Origin of the sequence: Methylotenera versatilis 301, assembly GCF_000093025.1 — a bacterium.
In the GTDB taxonomy this organism is placed as follows: Bacteria; Pseudomonadota; Gammaproteobacteria; order Burkholderiales; family Methylophilaceae; genus Methylotenera; species Methylotenera versatilis.
In genome coordinates, this window is sequence record NC_014207.1 from 224,363 (window position 1) to 241,580 (window position 17,218).

18 protein-coding genes and 1 riboswitch are annotated in these 17,218 nt (G+C 43.1%); of the genes, 10 read left to right on the forward strand and 8 right to left on the reverse strand.

From position 1 onward, the window contains the following. Positions 1 to 83 precede the first annotated feature (83 nt). Positions 84 to 659 (forward strand): DNA-3-methyladenine glycosylase I, encoded by a 576-nt coding sequence (locus M301_RS00985; RefSeq protein ID WP_013146892.1) that lies wholly within the window; start codon positions 84 to 86, stop codon positions 657 to 659. 58 nt (positions 660 to 717) lie between these two features. Here M301_RS00985 and M301_RS00990 read toward each other — a convergent pair whose 3' ends face one another. Beyond that, entirely contained in the window at positions 718 to 1,047 is a 330-nt protein-coding gene (locus M301_RS00990; RefSeq protein ID WP_013146893.1) for an ArsR/SmtB family transcription factor, read from the reverse strand. A 118-nt stretch (positions 1,048 to 1,165) separates the two neighbouring features. On the opposite strand from M301_RS00990, the gene M301_RS00995 reads away from it, so the two are divergent. Next, entirely contained in the window at positions 1,166 to 2,272 is a 1,107-nt protein-coding gene (locus tag M301_RS00995) for an NADH:flavin oxidoreductase/NADH oxidase (protein WP_013146894.1), read from the forward strand. A 96-nt stretch (positions 2,273 to 2,368) separates the two neighbouring features. Here the strand turns inward: M301_RS00995 and M301_RS01000 are convergent, their stop codons facing one another. Then, positions 2,369 to 3,166 carry an SDR family oxidoreductase gene (locus tag M301_RS01000; RefSeq protein ID WP_013146895.1) on the reverse strand — a complete coding sequence of 266 codons (798 nt, stop codon included), beginning with the start codon at positions 3,164 to 3,166 and terminating at the stop codon, positions 2,369 to 2,371. Positions 3,167 to 3,298: 132 nt separating this feature from the next. Here M301_RS01000 and M301_RS01005 point away from each other — a divergent pair, with 132 nt between their 5' ends. After that, entirely contained in the window at positions 3,299 to 4,222 is a 924-nt protein-coding gene (locus M301_RS01005) for a LysR family transcriptional regulator (RefSeq protein ID WP_013146896.1), read from the forward strand. Between the two features lie 230 nt (positions 4,223 to 4,452). On the opposite strand, the gene M301_RS01010 is transcribed toward M301_RS01005, so the two are convergent. Continuing rightward, the gene (locus M301_RS01010; RefSeq protein ID WP_013146897.1) at positions 4,453 to 4,695 is read right to left on the reverse strand and encodes a DUF2798 domain-containing protein; all 243 of its coding nucleotides are present in this window, start codon (positions 4,693 to 4,695) and stop codon (positions 4,453 to 4,455) included. A gap of 116 nt (positions 4,696 to 4,811) precedes the next feature. On the opposite strand from M301_RS01010, the gene M301_RS01015 reads away from it, so the two are divergent. The 3 genes from M301_RS01015 to M301_RS01025 all read left to right on the forward strand — a co-directional run bounded on the left by M301_RS01015 (position 4,812) and on the right by M301_RS01025 (position 7,333). Next, entirely contained in the window at positions 4,812 to 5,744 is a 933-nt protein-coding gene (locus tag M301_RS01015) for a LysR family transcriptional regulator (protein ID WP_013146898.1), read from the forward strand. A gap of 120 nt (positions 5,745 to 5,864) precedes the next feature. Continuing rightward, a complete protein-coding gene (locus M301_RS01020) occupies positions 5,865 to 7,049 on the forward strand; it encodes a WD40/YVTN/BNR-like repeat-containing protein (protein ID WP_013146899.1) in 1,185 nt (394 codons plus the stop codon). A gap of 5 nt (positions 7,050 to 7,054) precedes the next feature. Further along, the gene (locus M301_RS01025; protein ID WP_013146900.1) at positions 7,055 to 7,333 is read left to right on the forward strand and encodes a MoaD/ThiS family protein; all 279 of its coding nucleotides are present in this window, start codon (positions 7,055 to 7,057) and stop codon (positions 7,331 to 7,333) included. 606 nt (positions 7,334 to 7,939) lie between these two features. On the opposite strand, the gene M301_RS01030 is transcribed toward M301_RS01025, so the two are convergent. From M301_RS01030 to dapF, 5 genes are all read right to left on the reverse strand, one after another. Continuing rightward, on the reverse strand, positions 7,940 to 8,251 hold the full coding sequence (locus tag M301_RS01030) for a hypothetical protein (RefSeq protein WP_013146901.1): 312 nt from the start codon (positions 8,249 to 8,251) through the stop codon (positions 7,940 to 7,942). 1,072 nt (positions 8,252 to 9,323) lie between these two features. After that, the gene (locus M301_RS01040) at positions 9,324 to 9,908 is read right to left on the reverse strand and encodes a superoxide dismutase (RefSeq protein WP_013146902.1); all 585 of its coding nucleotides are present in this window, start codon (positions 9,906 to 9,908) and stop codon (positions 9,324 to 9,326) included. Between the two features lie 172 nt (positions 9,909 to 10,080). Beyond that, positions 10,081 to 10,965 carry a tyrosine recombinase XerC gene (gene xerC, locus M301_RS01045; protein ID WP_013146903.1) on the reverse strand — a complete coding sequence of 295 codons (885 nt, stop codon included), beginning with the start codon at positions 10,963 to 10,965 and terminating at the stop codon, positions 10,081 to 10,083. A gap of 4 nt (positions 10,966 to 10,969) precedes the next feature. Further along, complete coding sequence (locus M301_RS01050; RefSeq protein ID WP_013146904.1) at positions 10,970 to 11,647, reverse strand: DUF484 family protein; 678 nt, start codon at positions 11,645 to 11,647, stop codon at positions 10,970 to 10,972. A gap of 56 nt (positions 11,648 to 11,703) precedes the next feature. Further along, positions 11,704 to 12,528: a diaminopimelate epimerase gene (dapF, locus tag M301_RS01055; protein WP_041359594.1), complete on the reverse strand. Its 825-nt coding sequence runs from the start codon at positions 12,526 to 12,528 to the stop codon at positions 11,704 to 11,706. A gap of 178 nt (positions 12,529 to 12,706) precedes the next feature. Here dapF and metK point away from each other — a divergent pair, with 178 nt between their 5' ends. From metK to M301_RS01075, 4 genes are all read left to right on the forward strand, one after another. Beyond that, positions 12,707 to 13,864, forward strand: coding sequence for a methionine adenosyltransferase (metK, locus tag M301_RS01060; RefSeq protein ID WP_013146906.1), 1,158 nt, complete (start codon positions 12,707 to 12,709; stop codon positions 13,862 to 13,864). Between the two features lie 71 nt (positions 13,865 to 13,935). Beyond that, positions 13,936 to 15,153 carry an HD-GYP domain-containing protein gene (locus M301_RS01065; RefSeq protein WP_013146907.1) on the forward strand — a complete coding sequence of 406 codons (1,218 nt, stop codon included), beginning with the start codon at positions 13,936 to 13,938 and terminating at the stop codon, positions 15,151 to 15,153. Positions 15,154 to 15,232: 79 nt separating this feature from the next. After that, positions 15,233 to 15,314, forward strand: a riboswitch (S-adenosyl-L-homocysteine riboswitch). A gap of 93 nt (positions 15,315 to 15,407) precedes the next feature. Further along, entirely contained in the window at positions 15,408 to 16,832 is a 1,425-nt protein-coding gene (gene ahcY / locus M301_RS01070) for an adenosylhomocysteinase (protein ID WP_013146908.1), read from the forward strand. A gap of 31 nt (positions 16,833 to 16,863) precedes the next feature. Then, a complete protein-coding gene (locus tag M301_RS01075) occupies positions 16,864 to 17,214 on the forward strand; it encodes a phage holin family protein (protein WP_013146909.1) in 351 nt (116 codons plus the stop codon). Positions 17,215 to 17,218 lie beyond the last annotated feature (4 nt).

Below are 17,218 nucleotides of genomic sequence, written 5' to 3' on the forward strand. Positions count from 1 at the left end.
GTGCTACAAATCGGCATCTATTCGCCTCTAAATTCACTGGTTCTATTACAATTAATATATATTCTAAAGCTTCAGGTTAAAAAATGAGTCATCACTTAAATCCAGCTGAAATTAAGCACCAAAAACGTTGTACGTGGGCTGAAAGTAATGCGCTTATGCAAGCGTATCATGATACTGAATGGGGGGTCCCGCAAAGAGACTCTCGCATGCTGTGGGAAATGCTGATGCTGGAAGGTTTTCAGGCCGGACTATCTTGGATTACGGTGCTGCGTAAACGTGAGGCATTCCGTCAAGCCTTTGCAGACTTTGACCCCGTGAAAGTTGCAAATTTCAATGAAGATGACATCAATCGACTCATGAATAATGAAGGAATCATTCGCGCACGCGCCAAGATTCAAGCAACTATTGCAGGTGCAAAAATTTATTGTGAAATGAAGGCGCGTGGCGAAAGTTTTAGTGACTTTTGTTGGTCTTTCACTGAAAGAAAAGTGCTTAATGGCAACGGATCAAGTGTTCCTGTCATGACGCCTCTTTCAGAGGAAATATCGAAAGAGCTGAAACGTCGCGGATTTAAATTCGTCGGTCCAACTATTGTTTATGCTTGGATGCAGGCCGTTGGCATTGTAAATGACCACGCTTCAGATTGCTTCTGCCGATAGACGACCCAATAGAGTCACCGAAAGCTAGCTAACACATTGTAAGTCTAGGCAGTATTTTTCAAAGGGAATCAGGGGCAGCAGAATCTTGTGTGGCTTTGAGTACAGACTCAAGAACACCTGGATATTTCTGCTCGATCTCTGCTAGCCTTAAAGAGTTCATGTGTTCAGTGCCATCAACGACCGTTTCAACAAGACCCGCGCTACGTAATATTTTGAAGTGATGCGACATGCTTGATTTTGGTCGATTCAGGTCAAGTTCCCCGCATGTTAACTTTCTGCCTGCCTTGGCGAGGCGAACAACAATTTCCATGCGTGTAGGGTCTGCTAGTGCATAGAGAATTTCAATCAACTCTACTTGCTCCATGGCGGGGTGTTTAATCTGTCTCATAGACAAAATTTACCACATCCCTTGATATTATTCCAATGTTCGATTATATTGGAACATTGGAATAATAAAGTTGGCTTAATTTACTAGCCATTACCTGAATAACAATCAAAGGATCACTATGGCAGATTTATTTTCTTCCTTTCAATTAAAAGATGTTACGTTAAAAAATCGAATTGCTATTCCTCCTATGTGTCAATACATGGCTGAAGATGGCCTAGTGAATGATTGGCACAAAGTGCACTATGCAAGTCTAGCCCGTGGTGGAAGCGGCCTAGTCATCGTGGAGGCAACAGCTGTATCACCAGAGGGGCGCATCACCCCTAATTGCTTGGGAATATGGAACGATGCTCAAACAGAACAACTGCGTGAAATTGCAGCGGCAATAAAAGCTGCTGGTGCTATACCTGGCATCCAAATTGCGCATGCTGGTCGTAAGGCAAGTGCTAATGTGCCGTGGGAAGGCGATGACCATATTGCCGCTGGCGACTCTCGTGCATGGCAGCCTATAGCGCCATCAGCCATCGCATTTGGTGGTGACCTCCCTCGTGTGCCGAGTGAAATGACTGTTGATGATATCAAAAGAGTGCAAGGTGATTTTGTTGCCGCTGCACTTCGTGCCAAAGAGGCTGGATTTGAATGGTTAGAGATGCACTTTGCTCATGGCTATTTGGCTCAGAGCTTTACTTCGACTCACTCCAATCATCGCACGGATGAGTTTGGTGGTAGCTTTCAGAATAGAACCCGATTCACACGTGAGACGCTTGCGGCAGTCAGGAATGTCTGGCCAGATAACCTGCCACTCACAGCTAGGTTCGGCGTGCTGGAATTCGATGGTAAAGATGAAGAAACCATGAGCGAATCCATTCAACTGGTTAAAGAATGGCGCCAACTTGGGCTGGACATGCTAAGTGTCAGCGTGGGATTCACTATCCCAGATACGAATATTCCATGGGGTCCTGCATTTATGGCGCCTATCGCTCAGAGAGTTCGTAATGAGGCTCAGATACCCGTTTCGTCTGCTTGGGGATTTGGTACACCAAAACTTGCCGATCAAGCCATACGCAATGAACAGTTAGATTTAGCGATGATAGGACGGGCTCACCTAGAGAATCCAAATTGGCCATATCATGCCGCAAAGGTCTTAGGTAAAAAGGATCCAGCCTGGGTACTACCACCGCCCTATGCTCATTGGTTATCTAGATACAAAAGCCCTGTTGCAGACTAGTCAATTAACACTTATTTTGTGAGGCTGAACTCAGATAATTATTTGTGATTTATTAACATAATTATCTGAGTATTTTTAAAGAAAGAAACTATTTTTTTAGGCTCTCGTAATAGATACCCCACCATCCACTAAGGAAGCCGTACCTGTCACGAATGAGGCATCATCAGATGCTAAATAAACTACCGCTTTTGCAATTTCATCTGGCTTACCTACACGCTTTAGTGCGTGTAGATTGCTGATAAATTCTTGTGATTCCGCTGTGTTATTCATTTCTCGGTACATATCCGTATCTATTGCGCCAGGCAACACAGCATTTACTCGCACCCCAGCAGGTCCATATTCACTCGCAAGGGCTTGTGTTAAACCAATTAAACCTGATTTGCTAGCAGCATAAGCTGCCACCCCTGGAAAGGCTGCGCTATAACCGACAAAAGTCGAAGTGAAAATGACTGAACCGCCACCTTGTTTGACCATTTCTGGAATTTGATATTTGGCCCCTAAGAAGGCGCTCGTCAGATTTGTTGCAAGTGTATCGCTCCATCCTTTTTCAGATACTTCAGTTGTAGGCCCCATTTCACCTAAAGTACCTGCATTGTTAAATGCAATATCAAGGCGACCAAAACTTTTTATTGTGAGTGCGACTAGTGATTTAGAAAATGTTTCTGATTGCACATCGCCTGCAATCGCAAGCGCTTCCCCGCCATCGGCAACAATTTCTGCAACCAGCTTTGTCAGTTCAGCTTCTCGACGTGCAGCGACAACGACCTTAGCCCCTTCTTTAGCAAAGAGCTTTGCAGTCGCTCGACCAATGCCTGAGCTTGCACCCGTAATGATTGCCACTTTACCAGCAAGGCGTTGAAAATTTTGGTTAATGTTTCTAGATGCGTTTGTCACGATAAATCTCCTAATTTAATTAATAATAGACTTGAGTACGTGAGGAGTATGCGCTGACGATTGCACATAAAATAGATGGTTATTACTACAATTACTTTATACTATTAGTACAAGATAAAGCGGAGAGAGTCTTTGGAAACGTTAAGTAGTATCGAATCGTTTGTTCGTAGTGCTGAGTTAGGCAGCTTTTCTGCAGCAGCCCGCCGATTAAGTATGACTCCTGGTGGCGTGAGTAAAAATGTTGCAAAACTCGAGGCGGATTTAGGTGTACGCTTGTTTTATCGTAGTACGCGCAGCCTGAAACTGACAGAAGCTGGCGAACATTTTTTAGCACAAGTAACTGGTGGGTTAGACGCAATTCAGACTGCTATAGCAAATGCAAGTCGTGAAGGTGGACAACCTGCAGGCACGCTGAAAGTTGCTTTGGGTCTGGCTTTTGGCCGTGATCATATTCTGCCATTGCTAGGAGAGTTTCTTACGCTCTACCCCGCAATCAAACCAGACTGGCGTTTTGATAACCGTCAGGTAGATTTGATAGGGGAAGGCTTTGATGTGGCAATTGGTGGTGGCATAGTGCTAGCTCCGGGTGTAGTGGTACGGGAGCTAGCACCAATACATTTAGTGTTAGTAGCATCGCCAGCTTATCTTAAAAGCAAATTTATGCCACAAACACCTGCCGAGCTATACAAGCTAGATGCACTTGTTAGATACTCACAAACAAGCAATCAAATCACACCTTGGAATTTGAAAACTGTTGCTGGTAATCAAGCCACTATTGAACTACAACCGCGAGTTACGTTAAATGATCCAGAGGCACTATGTCATGCAGCAATGGCTAGCTTAGGTATCGCACATGTGCCTATGCCACATGCACTTCAACACTTAGAAAGTGGAAAATTAGTGAGAGTGCTTCCAGATTGGTATACAGAGCATGGTGTCATGTCGTTATATTTTTCGGCAAAAAAACTCATGCCTGCTAAAACTAGAGTATTTGTTGATTTTATTGTAGATAAATTTAGAACTCAGCAATTAGCAAAAAAATGGTCAGCCATTTAAATTTGCAAATTCTTGCGAAGCAGTGCTTTAGGCAAACAGCATCCTCTCAGCAACTTTGGATTTTGTTGATGACATTAATACAAGTAAGTTTAATCACTGATCGGTGATTTAGTTACCTCGCCATTAAAATCATAATTCTGCAAATACAGTACTGCTTTATTAGAAACTGTGTGATGCCCAGCCAGCTTTGGGCAATCCATTTGCTATCAGGAAACATCGCTGATTATAAATTAGTTGGGCCGTACAAATAATGCGACCAAATGCACCACAACTGGTCTAACGATTAATACACAGAAAAATGCCACAGGCATGGCGAGTGCGTATGAGTGAATGACGCGTAATGGGTATCCGTCTTCAACTCCGCTGCTGGCTGCTACGATTACCATAGACATTAAAAAAGCCATAATCCCCGCCATGAAAAACGCAAAGACGTAGGGCGTAAATCTTTTGGGTATTTTATTAAGTTTGTTCATAGTGATCTCCAAATTGATGATGTCACTATATTCATATCCGAAAGAGTTTAGTAGACGATTGACTCTTGAATCACTCTATAGATAAACTATCGAATGAGATATTGGGTCGATAGCAAATGGATACACTTAGAAGCATTGAAAGCTTTGTAAAAGCCGTACAGGGCGGAAGCATTGCAGCAGGCGCAAGATTGCAAGGTATCACGCCTGCAGCTGCTAGCCAGAACATTCAGCGTTTAGAGAAGTCGCTGGGAACACGATTATTAATCAGAACCACTAGGCAGCTTGCCATGACAGAAAGTGGTGAGTTGTATTACGCTGAAGTCCGAAACATTATTGAAGGCCTTGCCAAAGCCCAATACGCAATAACTGAGTTCCAAGGGCAGCCTCAAGGACGAATAAAGATTGGATGTTCAGTGGCATTTGGTCGGCACGTTCTTATGCCGCTGATCCCAGCATTTACTCTCAAATATCCAAATATTTCCGTAGAAGTGATTCTGACTGATGGTAATGCAGATCATATATCTGAAGACATCGACGTGAGCATACGATTTAAACAACAACTAGAACCCGGACTGATTGCAAGAAAGATTGCCACAGTCCCTGTTCTTTTCTGCGCCTCACCTTCATATTTGGCACGAAAAGGTTTCCCAAAAGAACCAGCTGAGTTGTTAGAACATGATTGTCTTGTATTCCGCATGCCTGTGGATGGTCGTATATTGAGTTGGGGATTTCTTCGAGACGGTCTGCGATATGAGCCTGAAATAAAACCAACCATCATTTGTAACGATATTGATTCGCTCGGCAGCCTTGCCATTGCAGGAGCGGGAATTGCGCGTCTAGCGGCTTTTATTGCAAATGAAGAGATCAAAAAAGGTAGGCTGGTTGCGCTCTTTCAAGCTAACCCACACAACCCTGAATCGATACAGTCTGATAGTGTGCCGTTGGAATTTTATGCTTGCTTCCAAGATAAGCATGCTATCACTAAGAAAGTCAGAGCTTTTGTGGACTACCTGATTGAAGCAGTCCCAAAGTCATGGCTGGATACTTAGGTATACATCAGTTGAAATGCCTTGCTGTATTGGGTAAATATTCACTAGTGGCGCGCGCTTTAACATAGTGCTATATTTCACCGTTAGTACATGATTTAACAATGTATTTGGAGGTAATTTATGTCTGATATGATATTACTGGGTACTCGCAAGGGCACCATCATATTCGATCGTGTAAACGCTAAGTGGCTGCCTCGCCCAATCGCGCATGCGGGTGTTCCGGTGTGCTACGTGGCACGTGATCCTCGTGACGGTACCTTGTGGGCATCCCTAGACCATGGGCATTGGGGACCTAAGTTGTCTCGCTCTCGCGATGGTGGTAAAACTTGGAACGACATTACATCTCTCAAATACCCCAAAGGGGCGCGCTATATCGTCAAATACCTGCCTACGCCAGATTTCAACCCAGAGTCTCCCTCCGCCAATCCAGAATATGCCGATGCTACCGTGTTCAAAATCTGGAATATTACATTTGGAAATGCCGATCAGCCTAGCAGGCTGTATGCAGGCACTATCCCGGGTGGATTATTTGTGAGCGATGATGGCGGCGATAGCTGGGAACTCAACCGACCGCTGTGGAACCATGAAAGCCGCGGTGGTGATTTGTTTGCAGGTGATGCGACATCAGTCAACCTTTGGAACGGCACGCCTGCAAGTATTGATTATGGCATTTTTGAACCCGGCATTCACTCCATCATTGTTGATCCCCGCGATCCGAATCATATGCACATTGCGGTTTCAACCGCAGGGGTTATCGAGACCACCGATGGTGGGAAAAACTGGCACAGCCGAAACCATGGCATGTTAAATGATTACATGCCGAATCCAGAATCTGAGTGGTGTCACGACCCGCACTTTGTGACGAGTTGCCCTAGTCAGCCGGATCATCTCTGGCAGCAAAACCACTTCGGTATTTTTTACAGTGATGACGGCGCAAAGAATTGGAAAAAGGTCAGCAGAACAGATCTTGATGTCAATTTTGGTTTTCCAATTGCGGCGGATGCGAATGACGGGCGCACCGCATGGGTAGTACCAGCGCGTGCAGATGCAGAACGCATGGCGATTGATGGTGGTTTGTTTGTCGCACGTACGACCGATGGCGGGCAAACATGGCAAACTTTTCGAGATGGCCTGCCCCAAGAAAACGCCTATGACATCGTCTTAAGGCATGCGTTTGATGTGTCGGGTGACTGTTTATGTTTTGGCAGTACGAGTGGAAATGCTTACCTATCAGAAGACCGTGGTGAAACATGGCAATGCCTAGGTAACAATTTTCCGCCGATTTACTCAGTACGATTTGGCTGAACGCCATGCCTAGCGTAAAAATGACACAACATCTTTACCGGTTCTTTCCACAATTAAAAGATCGAGTAATCACCGTGCCAGCCGGCTCAGTCGCAGAAATTTTGCTCGCCATCAACGAGATTGCCCCAGGCTTTACCGATTACGTGCTAGATGAACACGGCGCGTTACGTCGGCATGTGAATATCAGCATTAATGACAGCATAGTGATTGATAAAATCAAACTCTCTGATCGTACACCCGATGACGGAACAATTTATATATTCCAGTCCTTAAGTGGCGGCTGATACATTCAGAATTTTATGGAGTAAGACCTAACCTAAAAAGTAAGAATAAACGACCAACGCTGAAATCTTAGCTGTTGTTTTTGCTGAGGCTAGCAGAACCACTTAGACCGCCTGCACCTATTCGGTAAATTTTTTTTATTTGCAAATGTAGGCGATGGCGAAGTTTCATTTATCCATTACAGCGACTAAAGCTAAGCGCAAGACAAGACCGATTTCTACAGGACTGCAATTTGCGGAAATGACAACGTCTTCAATTTAAATGTCAGGTGGATAGCTATTTCCAGCACTAGGTGCAGGTAAAACAAAAATGACTTTGTGCTAGCGTATCTAAATACAGCAATGCCGAGAGTTTCACCGTTAGTATCTGCAGAAAGTAAATGCTACTTTGCTTTATAGTCCAAATCAGAGCCTCCGCTATAACCAGACCATGTTTCAATGCAAATAAATCACCATTATTGACCGCATCTGCCAATGGTCTCAAATCGCGGCATCCATTTTGTTTGTCCTAAATTATTCTCATACGAAGTCTAATTGAAAAAAAGGGTAGATTTCTCTACCCCCATCACACACTTTAATTTAACTGGAATTAAATCTGACTTCTATATTTTATTTGCCAGTTAAAGCGGCTGCGGCATCAGTTGGTGCTGCTGTTTTAACTGCTTTTTTAGTATGTTTAGAGTGATGTTTTTTCGCAGCTTTTGCAGGTGCAGCTTTAGCATCAGCAGTTGGCTTAACTGCTGTAGCTTCAGCTTTAGCTGGTTCAGCTACTTTTGCCGCTTCGACTTTAACTGGCTCAGCGGCTTTATTCGCAGTCGCTTTTACCGCTTCGGCTGGTTTAGCTGCGTCAGCGGCAAATGCTGATGCACCTAATGTTAATGCAAATGCGCCAGCCAATAATGTTGCTAAAAATTTGTTCATTTAAATCTCCAAAGAATAAAGTAAAAATAGGGACTGCATTAGGAATTACTGGCTGACACTTGTTTGAAGCTTTTATCTGTCACCCTTGATTACATCTTATAGAGCAAAGCTGACCCCAAGCTGACAGCATTTGCTTTTTAGTTAATTACTACGAAATTATCTTAGCTCACCAACAGCAGATTGGATTCACAACATGGTTAACTTTTTAGAAGAGTTGATTGGAACGATTACTTTTAGAATTCAATGGGGGTTAGTACGATGTATTAAGACTTAGTAGAGTGGCTATTTGAAACAACTGAGACTAAAGCACTAATTCAAAAACACTTTAGAATAAATCCTAAAGTTGGACGTTATTGTATTTTCAGATAAACACATCACTTTTCAGCAAGATTAATGTGCTTGGTGTTGCTTGATTACAGCAAGTACGTTATTTATATATGGTATGAGCTCTCTCTCTCTAGAAGTCGTTATGGATGAAATGGGTACGACCACTGATTTCTTAACTTATCCAAAGCTCGATAAGTATACTTACGATGAGCACAGGCAACGTAGGGCAGCAATGTTGCATGGATATTGTAGATGAGCGAAGTTTAAATTTCCTGATGCTGAGAACTTTATTGGGATAGGCATTGACCATGCCTGTTAAAGATTACGAAGGAGGATCAGAGGATTTAATGATTTATATATGTAATGAACTAACTCAAGGGTCGAGAGAGGGCGCTGAGAAGTATAGAAAAGAACTAAACATACTTGTAGACGACCCCCGCTTCATGAAGGTTACCAAGATGAGTTCTCAGCTCAAATCCACGCAATACCATCAGACCAAGATGTTAGGCGAGAAAAATAAAAATAAAAAATGAAAGGCTAGAATTGCTAAGGCGTCTCAAAGGATAAATCGCAGAAAATAATATAACCTGACAAATCGCACTTTGTCGCTTTGAGTCAAGTTTGGACACCCAATAATCAAGTAATAATAAAAAAGCCTTAGAAAAATTCTAAGGCTTTTTTATTACATAATGCGAATTAAGATCGAAAAGTTACGTATTTATTCTGCAGAAATACTTACTTAATTTTAGCTAGCAAAGTTAGCTGCTGCAAAATCCCAGTTTGCTAATGAAGCTAAGAACACTTCAACGAATTTAGCGCGAGCGTTGCGATAGTCGATGTAATAAGCATGCTCCCAAACGTCAATAGTCAACAATGCTTTGTCGCCAGTTGTGAGTGGTGTGCCAGCTGCACCCATATTGACGATGTCTACTGAACCGTCTGCTTTTTTAACAAGCCATGTCCAACCTGAACCGAAGTTACCAACAGCTGAAGCTTGGAATGCTTTTTTGAAATCATCAAAAGAACCCCATTTTGCGTTAATCGCATCAGCCAAAGCACCTGTAGGAGCGCCGCCGCCGTTTGGCTTCATGCTGCTCCAAAAGAATGTGTGGTTCCAAATTTGTGCTGAGTTGTTGTAAACACCGCCAGAAGATTTTTTAATGATTTCTTCTAAACTTGCATTTTCGAATTCTGTACCTTTAATCAGGTTGTTCAAGTTTGTTACGTAAGTTTGGTGATGTTTGCCGTAATGAAACTCTAAAGTTTCTTCTGAAATGTGCGGTACTAGGGCAGTTTTTGCGTATGGTAGTGCAGGTAAAGTATGTTCCATGAGAAAGGCTCCTTTGTATTATAAAATCTTTTGAATTACCATTTTGCCATATTTATCTCGCAACGTTGCGAGATAAATGCGTCAGGTATTCTTAAGTGCGGTACTGTAAATTCAATCTTCGTCAATTCTGTTCGGTGAGGATAAGAAATCCTCCTTACATAATGATGCAAAGTTAGGATTTCTTTTTCGCTCTTGGATGAGCTGAATCGTATATGGAGGCTAAATGTTGAAAATCAAGATGCGTGTAGATTTGTGTTGTGCTGATATTCGCATGGCCTAACATTTCTTGCACAGCGCGTAAATCTTGGCTAGATTGCAGCACATGACTTGCAAAGCTGTGGCGTAGCAAATGCGGATGCATGCTGATATTGAGGCCTTGTTTGATTGACCATTCTTTTACGCGATATTGCACCGCTCTTGGTGTAATGCGCTTACCTTGCTGTGTGACAAACAGCGCATTGGGGTTGATATCTGCAATTTTAATCAATGCGCGGCTTTGCAACCAAGTTTGGATCGCACTCACCGCATGGCTGCCCATAGGTACGATGCGGGTTTTGTTTCCTTTACCTGTAACCGTTACCGTGCCTTCAGAAAAATCCAGCATGCCGATATCTAAATTCACCAGCTCAGCCAAACGTAAACCTGATGAATAAAATAACTCTAAAATGGCGTGGTCGCGTCGTTCAAGTGGGCCGTCACCTTTAATGTCGACAAACTTAACTGCTTGATCGGTAGAAAGTGCTTGTGGCAATGTTTTGGCAGATTTCGGCGCACGCAGCCCCATGACAGGATTTTGCGTATAACCTTTATGATGAGTGAGGTAGTTGTAGAAGCCACGCCAGGCAGAAAGTGCACGTGCAATGGTTTTTCCGCTCAGGCCGCGCCCATGCAAGGTGGCGATATAGCGTCTGATTTGTGTATTGGTCACTGTATCTAAAGCGGTATTGTCAGCCAAAGACTCCAGTAATTGGATGTCTCTGGCGTAGTTTTTTAGGGTGAGCGCGCTTAGGCCTCGCTCGAAAGTTAAGTGCTGAAGATAGTCGTCTAAATGGCTCATTACCTTAGAGGTAGGCTGAGAACGAGGCGCTGACTAAGTCGCCTATCCGTTTTAGGTACATTAAGCCCATGTCAGCTTTGAAGCGTTTTTGGTCTTCTGAACCCAAAATGAGTACGCCAAATGCATGTTTTTTATCGCCGTCTTTGTAGAGCGGAATAAATGCAAAAGATTGAAGGTTCTCACCAAGTAAACCTTCCGCTGACTCTGGTTTGGCGCCGCAATGTGGGGCTTCAAGTGCAACTACCCAATCGCTAAAAGTATCACTGACTGGTGCGAAAACAGTTTCTTGCGCCAGTGCTTCATCATTAGGTTTTAACCAAATACGCACTTGAGATTCCTTGACATCAAACACGTGCTGCATACTTTCAGCAATCAGCGGTTGCAGCCTGTTTAAGTCTTTATTCTCAAGCAATTTAACACTGAAGCTATGTACTTTATGGCTAGTAACATCATTTTGCTCACCAAACTCAATCAATTGCGCCAACATCACTTCTTGCACGCGAATTTTGTCACGCTGTGCCAGTTGTTGGCGCTCTGCAAGTGAAATAGCGCCACTACCATGCGGGCTAGGTAAGAAGATTTCGGTCAGTAAGCTGGCATGCTCTTCAAAGAAGTTTTTATATGTGCGCAAATAACTTTTTACGTCGTCTGCTGAAATCGTGTTTTGAATATCTTCTTGCATGGTCGTCCTTGTGATTATCGCTTGTAGTTATCGTAGGTGAGCGCGTTTTTATTAGATTATATTTCGATGTTGCCGGTGAATACAGCCACAGCTGGACCTGTCATCATGACGGGGGAGTTCCCGCCTTGCCAAGCAATATGCAACTCCCCACCACGGGCAGATACTTTGACTGGTGATTGTAATCGCCCTAATTGGATGCCCGCAACTACGGCTGCGCAAGCGCCCGTGCCACAAGCAAGTGTTTCGCCACTACCACGTTCAAATACTCTTAGTTTGATATGGTGCTCATCAATAATCTGCATAAACCCAGCATTCACGCGCTCAGGAAAGCGTGGGTGCACTTCAATTTGACTACCAAGGGCGACCACTGGTGCAATCTCCACATCATCTACAATTTGTACGGCATGTGGATTGCCCATAGAAACTGCTGAAATGGTGATTTGTTGATCGGCCACTTCTAACACATAGCTATTGGCAGCTGCATCAGCAATGAAAGGGACTTCGCTTGGTGACAATCTAGGTGCACCCATATTCACGGTGACTAAGCCATTATTTTCCAATTTTGGCGTAATAATGCCGCTGGCGGTTTCCACACTAATTTCATGTTTGTTACTTAATTTCTGGTCTACAACAAAGCGTACAAAACAGCGCGCACCATTGCCGCATTGTGCAACTTCACTGCCGTCAGCATTAAAAATACGGTATTTAAAATCGGCAACTTTAGACGTTTCGACTAATAGAAGCTGGTCAAACCCAATGCCAAATTGACGATGCGCCAAAGTTTGGATTTGCTCGGCTGTGAGCTGAAATGGCTGATCAATGCCGTTAATAACGATAAAGTCATTGCCCGCGCCTTGCATTTTTGTAAAGTGTAAATTCATCGTCATATTATAAATTGATTGACTGAATAGGCTGTCATTTATTCTTCTTATTTTAATTATATTGTTTAAATAGTTAGGTACAATAACAGGTTAGTCTTTGACCTGTGATTCATGCTTCAGCCTTTAGTATGAGTTTCATTTCATTTTTTTAAATCTTTAGTTCCCAAGGCGCACATTAATGAACGAATATCTTTTTACTTCAGAATCTGTTTCTGAAGGTCACCCAGACAAACTCGCAGACCAAGTATCAGACAGCATTTTAGATGCTATTTTAACCCAAGACCCAACTGCCCGTGTAGCGGCAGAAACCCTAGCTAATACTGGTCTAATTGTACTAGCAGGTGAAATTACCACAACAGCGAATGTTGACTATATCAAAGTCGCACGTGATGCGATTAAACGCATCGGCTACGACAACACAGAGTACGGTATCGACTATAAAGGTTGTGCAGTATTAGTGGCTTACGACAAACAATCGCCAGACATCGCACAAGGTGTGGATGGTGCACATGATGACCCACTAGACCAAGGTGCAGGTGACCAAGGCTTAATGTTTGGTTATGCAGTGGATGAAACCCCACAATTAATGCCATTGCCAATTTGGTTGAGCCATCGTTTGATGGAGCGCCAAGCGCAGTTGCGCAAAGATGGTCGTTTGCCATGGTTACGTCCTGATGCTAAATCGCAAGTGACCATTAAGTATGTAGATGGCAAACCGAGTGCAATCGACACAGTAGTCGTGTCAACACAACATGCGCCTGAAATGACTTTAGAAGCCATTCGTGAAGCGGTGATTGAAGAAATCATCAAGCCCGTATTGCCAAAAGAGCTCATCAAAGGTGAGATTAAATACTTAGTGAATCCTACGGGTCGCTTTGTGATTGGTGGTCCACAAGGTGATTGCGGCTTAACAGGCCGTAAAATCATTGTAGACACATACGGTGGTGCAGCTCCTCACGGCGGCGGTGCTTTCTCTGGTAAAGATCCATCAAAAGTTGACCGTAGCGCTGCTTATGCAGGCCGCTATGTAGCTAAAAATATTGTCGCTGCTGGGCTAGCATCACGTTGCTTGGTGCAGGTTTCTTACGCGATTGGTGTTGCACAGCCAACTAGCGTGATGGTGGAAACATACGGTACTGGCAAGGTCAGCAATGAAGTATTGACTGCATTGGTGCGTGAGCATTTTGATTTACGTCCGAAAGGTATCGTAAAAATGCTTGATTTGCTCCGTCCAATTTACGCCAAAACAGCTGCTTACGGTCACTTTGGCCGTGATGAGCCAGAATTCACCTGGGAAGCGATTGATAAAGCAGCGGCGTTAAAGGCTTCCATTTAAAACAATTGGATTGACTGTGCCATTGCTAAAATGATGCTAACTGACTGTTAGTGTATTTTTAGTGGTGGCATATGTTAAAAGTTGTTTCTACAAAACAAGTTCGATTAGGTATGTTTATCCAAGAGCTGAAAGGTGCTTGGATAGACCATCCTTTCTGGAAAAAAGCCTTCAAATTAGAAGATCCTTCTGATTTAAAAAAACTGCAAGCCAGCGTCATTAAAGAAGTAGTGATTGATACCTCCAAAGGCTTGGATGTTGAGGAGCTCAATGAGCTTGTAAAATCAGCAACTCCTCCCGCCGTAGAAAATTCTGTTGAACTCGTAGTTACTCCGACCCCACCACCAAAACCCAAACAAATTTCGATTGCACAAGAGCAAGCTCAAGCGAAGAAAGTGATTAACGCTTCTAAAAAAGCTGTTGCATCAATGTTTCACGACGTCCGTATGGGGAAAGCCGTTAATGTCGAAGCCGCCATGCAGATGGTTGACGAGATAGCCTCTTCAGTAGATAGAAATCTAGGCGCATTGATTAGCCTAGTACGCTTAAAAAACAAAGACGAATATACCTATATGCACTCAGTGGCAGTTTGCGCACTGATGGTGGCTTTGGCTAAAGAGCTAGGTTTGTCTCAAGTAGAAACTAAAAAAGCCGGTTTGGCAGGCTTGTTACATGATTTAGGCAAGGCCGCTATTCCTTCAGAGATCCTTAATAAGCCTGGTGCGCTGACAGAGGATGAGTTTACTTTAGTTAAACTGCATCCAGAGCGAGGATATGAACTTTTATTAAAAGCTAATATCACAGATGAGGTTACTTTAGATGTGTGCTTACACCATCACGAAAAGGTAAATGGCACTGGCTATCCTAAAAAACTAAAGGCTGAGGAAATCAGTATTTTTGCCAAAATGGGCGCTGTGTGTGATGTCTACGATGCAATTACATCTAACCGACCATACAAAGACGGTTGGGAGCCGGGCGTTTCATTGCAGCGCATGGCGCAATGGAATGGGCATTTTGATGAGGTGGTCTTTAAGGCATTTGTTAAGAGTGTGGGTATATATCCAATAGGCTCTATGGTTAAGCTCAAGTCTGGGCGATTGGCTGTAGTGATTGATCAAAGCCCAAAGTCACTGTTAACACCTATTGTAAAAGTATTTTTCTCAACAAAATCCAAATCACGTATCAATATTGAGTTGATAGATTTATCCAAACCCCATGAGCAAGACTCTATTGTTGGTCATGAAGATCCCGTGCTTTGGGGGATTAGCGACGTCCATGAAATATGGAGCTAGTGCGAGATTCAGTAACAAAATTATTTACTTAGGTATTTTTTGCTATTTGTAAGCTAAAAAATATCGAGTATAATTTAGAAATTCCGAGGAGCGCTGCGAGAGCTGTCATTTTTAATACGGCTTCCCAGGCTCGGAAAATGTTTTAACGGCGCTCACCATTATTAACCGTGCCGGGCACGGGATACGGGTGAGAAAAGCGTTAGCATCTCAATATTATTCCCCATCCCCCCGGTCACACATTCAAGGAAATGAATATGAATACTGTGACCCAGAAAAATTTAGAAACGTTTAAAGACTATGTAATTGCCGATATTGGCTTAGCCGCTTTTGGCCGTAAAGAAATCGCTATTGCCGAAACCGAAATGCCAGGCTTGATGGCAATTCGTGAAGAATTTGCAATCGTACAACCACTCAAAGGGGCACGTATCACGGGCTCTTTACATATGACCATTCAAACGGCTGTGTTGATTGAAACGTTAAAAGATCTTGGTGCTGAAGTGCGTTGGGCATCATGCAATATCTACTCTACCCAAGATCATGCTGCCGCTGCAATTGCTGCGGGTGGCACGCCAGTATTTGCTATTAAAGGTGAAACACTGACTGAATACTGGGATTACACCCACCGTATTTTTGAGTGGACCGATGGTGGCTATTCAAACATGATTTTAGATGATGGTGGCGATGCAACACTATTGTTACATCTTGGTACACGCGCAGAAAAAGATTTATCAGTGATTGCTCATCCATCTTCAGAAGAAGAGATTTGCTTGTTTGATGCGATTAAAGCAAAATTAAAAGTTGATCCTACTTGGTATTCAACTCGCCTAGCTAAAATCATCGGCGTGACTGAAGAAACTACCACTGGCGTGCATCGTTTGTATCAGATGCATAAAGAAGGAAAATTAGCTTTCCCAGCAATTAACGTTAATGACTCAGTGACCAAATCAAAATTTGATAATCTATATGGTTGCCGCGAATCATTGGTTGATGCAATTAAACGCGCAACTGATGTGATGATTGCAGGTAAAGTGGCAATTGTGGCTGGTTATGGCGATGTGGGTAAAGGTTCTGCACAGGCTTTACGCGCACTTTCAGCACAAGTTTGGGTAACAGAAATCGACCCAATTTGCGCGCTGCAAGCGGCGATGGAAGGCTACCGTGTAGTCACTATGGATTACGCTTGTGAGCATGGCGATATTTTTGTCACGGCAACAGGTAACTATCACGTGATTACCCATGACCATATGGCGAAAATGAAAGACCAAGCCATTGTGTGTAACATTGGTCACTTTGATAATGAGATTGACGTAGCTTCACTTGAAAAATACGAGTGGGATGAAATCAAGCCACAAGTTGACCATGTGATTTTCCCGAATGGTAAAAAAATCATCTTGTTAGCAAAAGGACGCTTGGTGAATTTAGGTTGCGGTACAGGCCACCCAAGCTACGTGATGAGCTCATCTTTTGCGAATCAAACTATTGCGCAAATTGAGTTATTTACGCAAACTGCTAATTACCCAGTTGGCGTATATACTCTGCCTAAGCATTTAGATGAAAAAGTTGCGATATTGCAATTGAAAAAGCTCAATGCACAACTGTCTGTATTAACGGATCAACAAGCAGCTTACATCGGCGTGCAAAAACAAGGCCCTTATAAGCCAGATACATACCGCTACTAAGCCACATTAACGCTTATTAAGGAGTTAGCTCGTGAAACTATTATTTGTATGGGTATTAAATGCATTGGCTTTACTATTGGTCACGTATTTAGTGCCAAATATTCACGTGGCTAATTTCACAACAGCGTTACTAGCAGCATTGGTGATTGGCTTAGTCAACATGTTGATTAAGCCAATTCTGGTCATATTAACCTTGCCCATTACTATTCTTACACTCGGACTTTTTATTCTAGTGATTAATGGCTTATTGTTTTATGGTGTGGGTCATTGGCTACAAGGCTTTGAGGTTAAAACTTTAATGGCAGGCATTATCGGCGCCTTAGTGTATAGCGTGTTGTCTTGGCTGTTCGCGGCTATTGTGATTGACAATAAAAAAGACTAATAAT

What these genes read in the sequence shown, in the direction of transcription:
- M301_RS00985 (WP_013146892.1), top strand. Translation starts at nt 84, where the DNA reads ATGAGTCATCACTTAAATCCAGCTGAAATTAAGCACCAAAAACGTTGT.
- M301_RS00990 (WP_013146893.1), bottom strand. Translation starts at nt 1,047, where the DNA reads ATGAGACAGATTAAACACCCCGCCATGGAGCAAGTAGAGTTGATTGAA.
- M301_RS00995 (WP_013146894.1), top strand. Translation starts at nt 1,166, where the DNA reads ATGGCAGATTTATTTTCTTCCTTTCAATTAAAAGATGTTACGTTAAAA.
- M301_RS01010 (WP_013146897.1), bottom strand. Translation starts at nt 4,695, where the DNA reads ATGAACAAACTTAATAAAATACCCAAAAGATTTACGCCCTACGTCTTT.
- M301_RS01015 (WP_013146898.1), top strand. Translation starts at nt 4,812, where the DNA reads ATGGATACACTTAGAAGCATTGAAAGCTTTGTAAAAGCCGTACAGGGC.
- M301_RS01020 (WP_013146899.1), top strand. Translation starts at nt 5,865, where the DNA reads ATGTCTGATATGATATTACTGGGTACTCGCAAGGGCACCATCATATTC.
- M301_RS01025 (WP_013146900.1), top strand. Translation starts at nt 7,055, where the DNA reads ATGCCTAGCGTAAAAATGACACAACATCTTTACCGGTTCTTTCCACAA.
- M301_RS01030 (WP_013146901.1), bottom strand. Translation starts at nt 8,251, where the DNA reads ATGAACAAATTTTTAGCAACATTATTGGCTGGCGCATTTGCATTAACA.
- M301_RS01040 (WP_013146902.1), bottom strand. Translation starts at nt 9,908, where the DNA reads ATGGAACATACTTTACCTGCACTACCATACGCAAAAACTGCCCTAGTA.
- xerC (WP_013146903.1), bottom strand. Translation starts at nt 10,965, where the DNA reads ATGAGCCATTTAGACGACTATCTTCAGCACTTAACTTTCGAGCGAGGC.
- M301_RS01050 (WP_013146904.1), bottom strand. Translation starts at nt 11,647, where the DNA reads ATGCAAGAAGATATTCAAAACACGATTTCAGCAGACGACGTAAAAAGT.
- dapF (WP_041359594.1), bottom strand. Translation starts at nt 12,528, where the DNA reads ATGAATTTACACTTTACAAAAATGCAAGGCGCGGGCAATGACTTTATC.
- metK (WP_013146906.1), top strand. Translation starts at nt 12,707, where the DNA reads ATGAACGAATATCTTTTTACTTCAGAATCTGTTTCTGAAGGTCACCCA.
- M301_RS01065 (WP_013146907.1), top strand. Translation starts at nt 13,936, where the DNA reads ATGTTAAAAGTTGTTTCTACAAAACAAGTTCGATTAGGTATGTTTATC.
- ahcY (WP_013146908.1), top strand. Translation starts at nt 15,408, where the DNA reads ATGAATACTGTGACCCAGAAAAATTTAGAAACGTTTAAAGACTATGTA.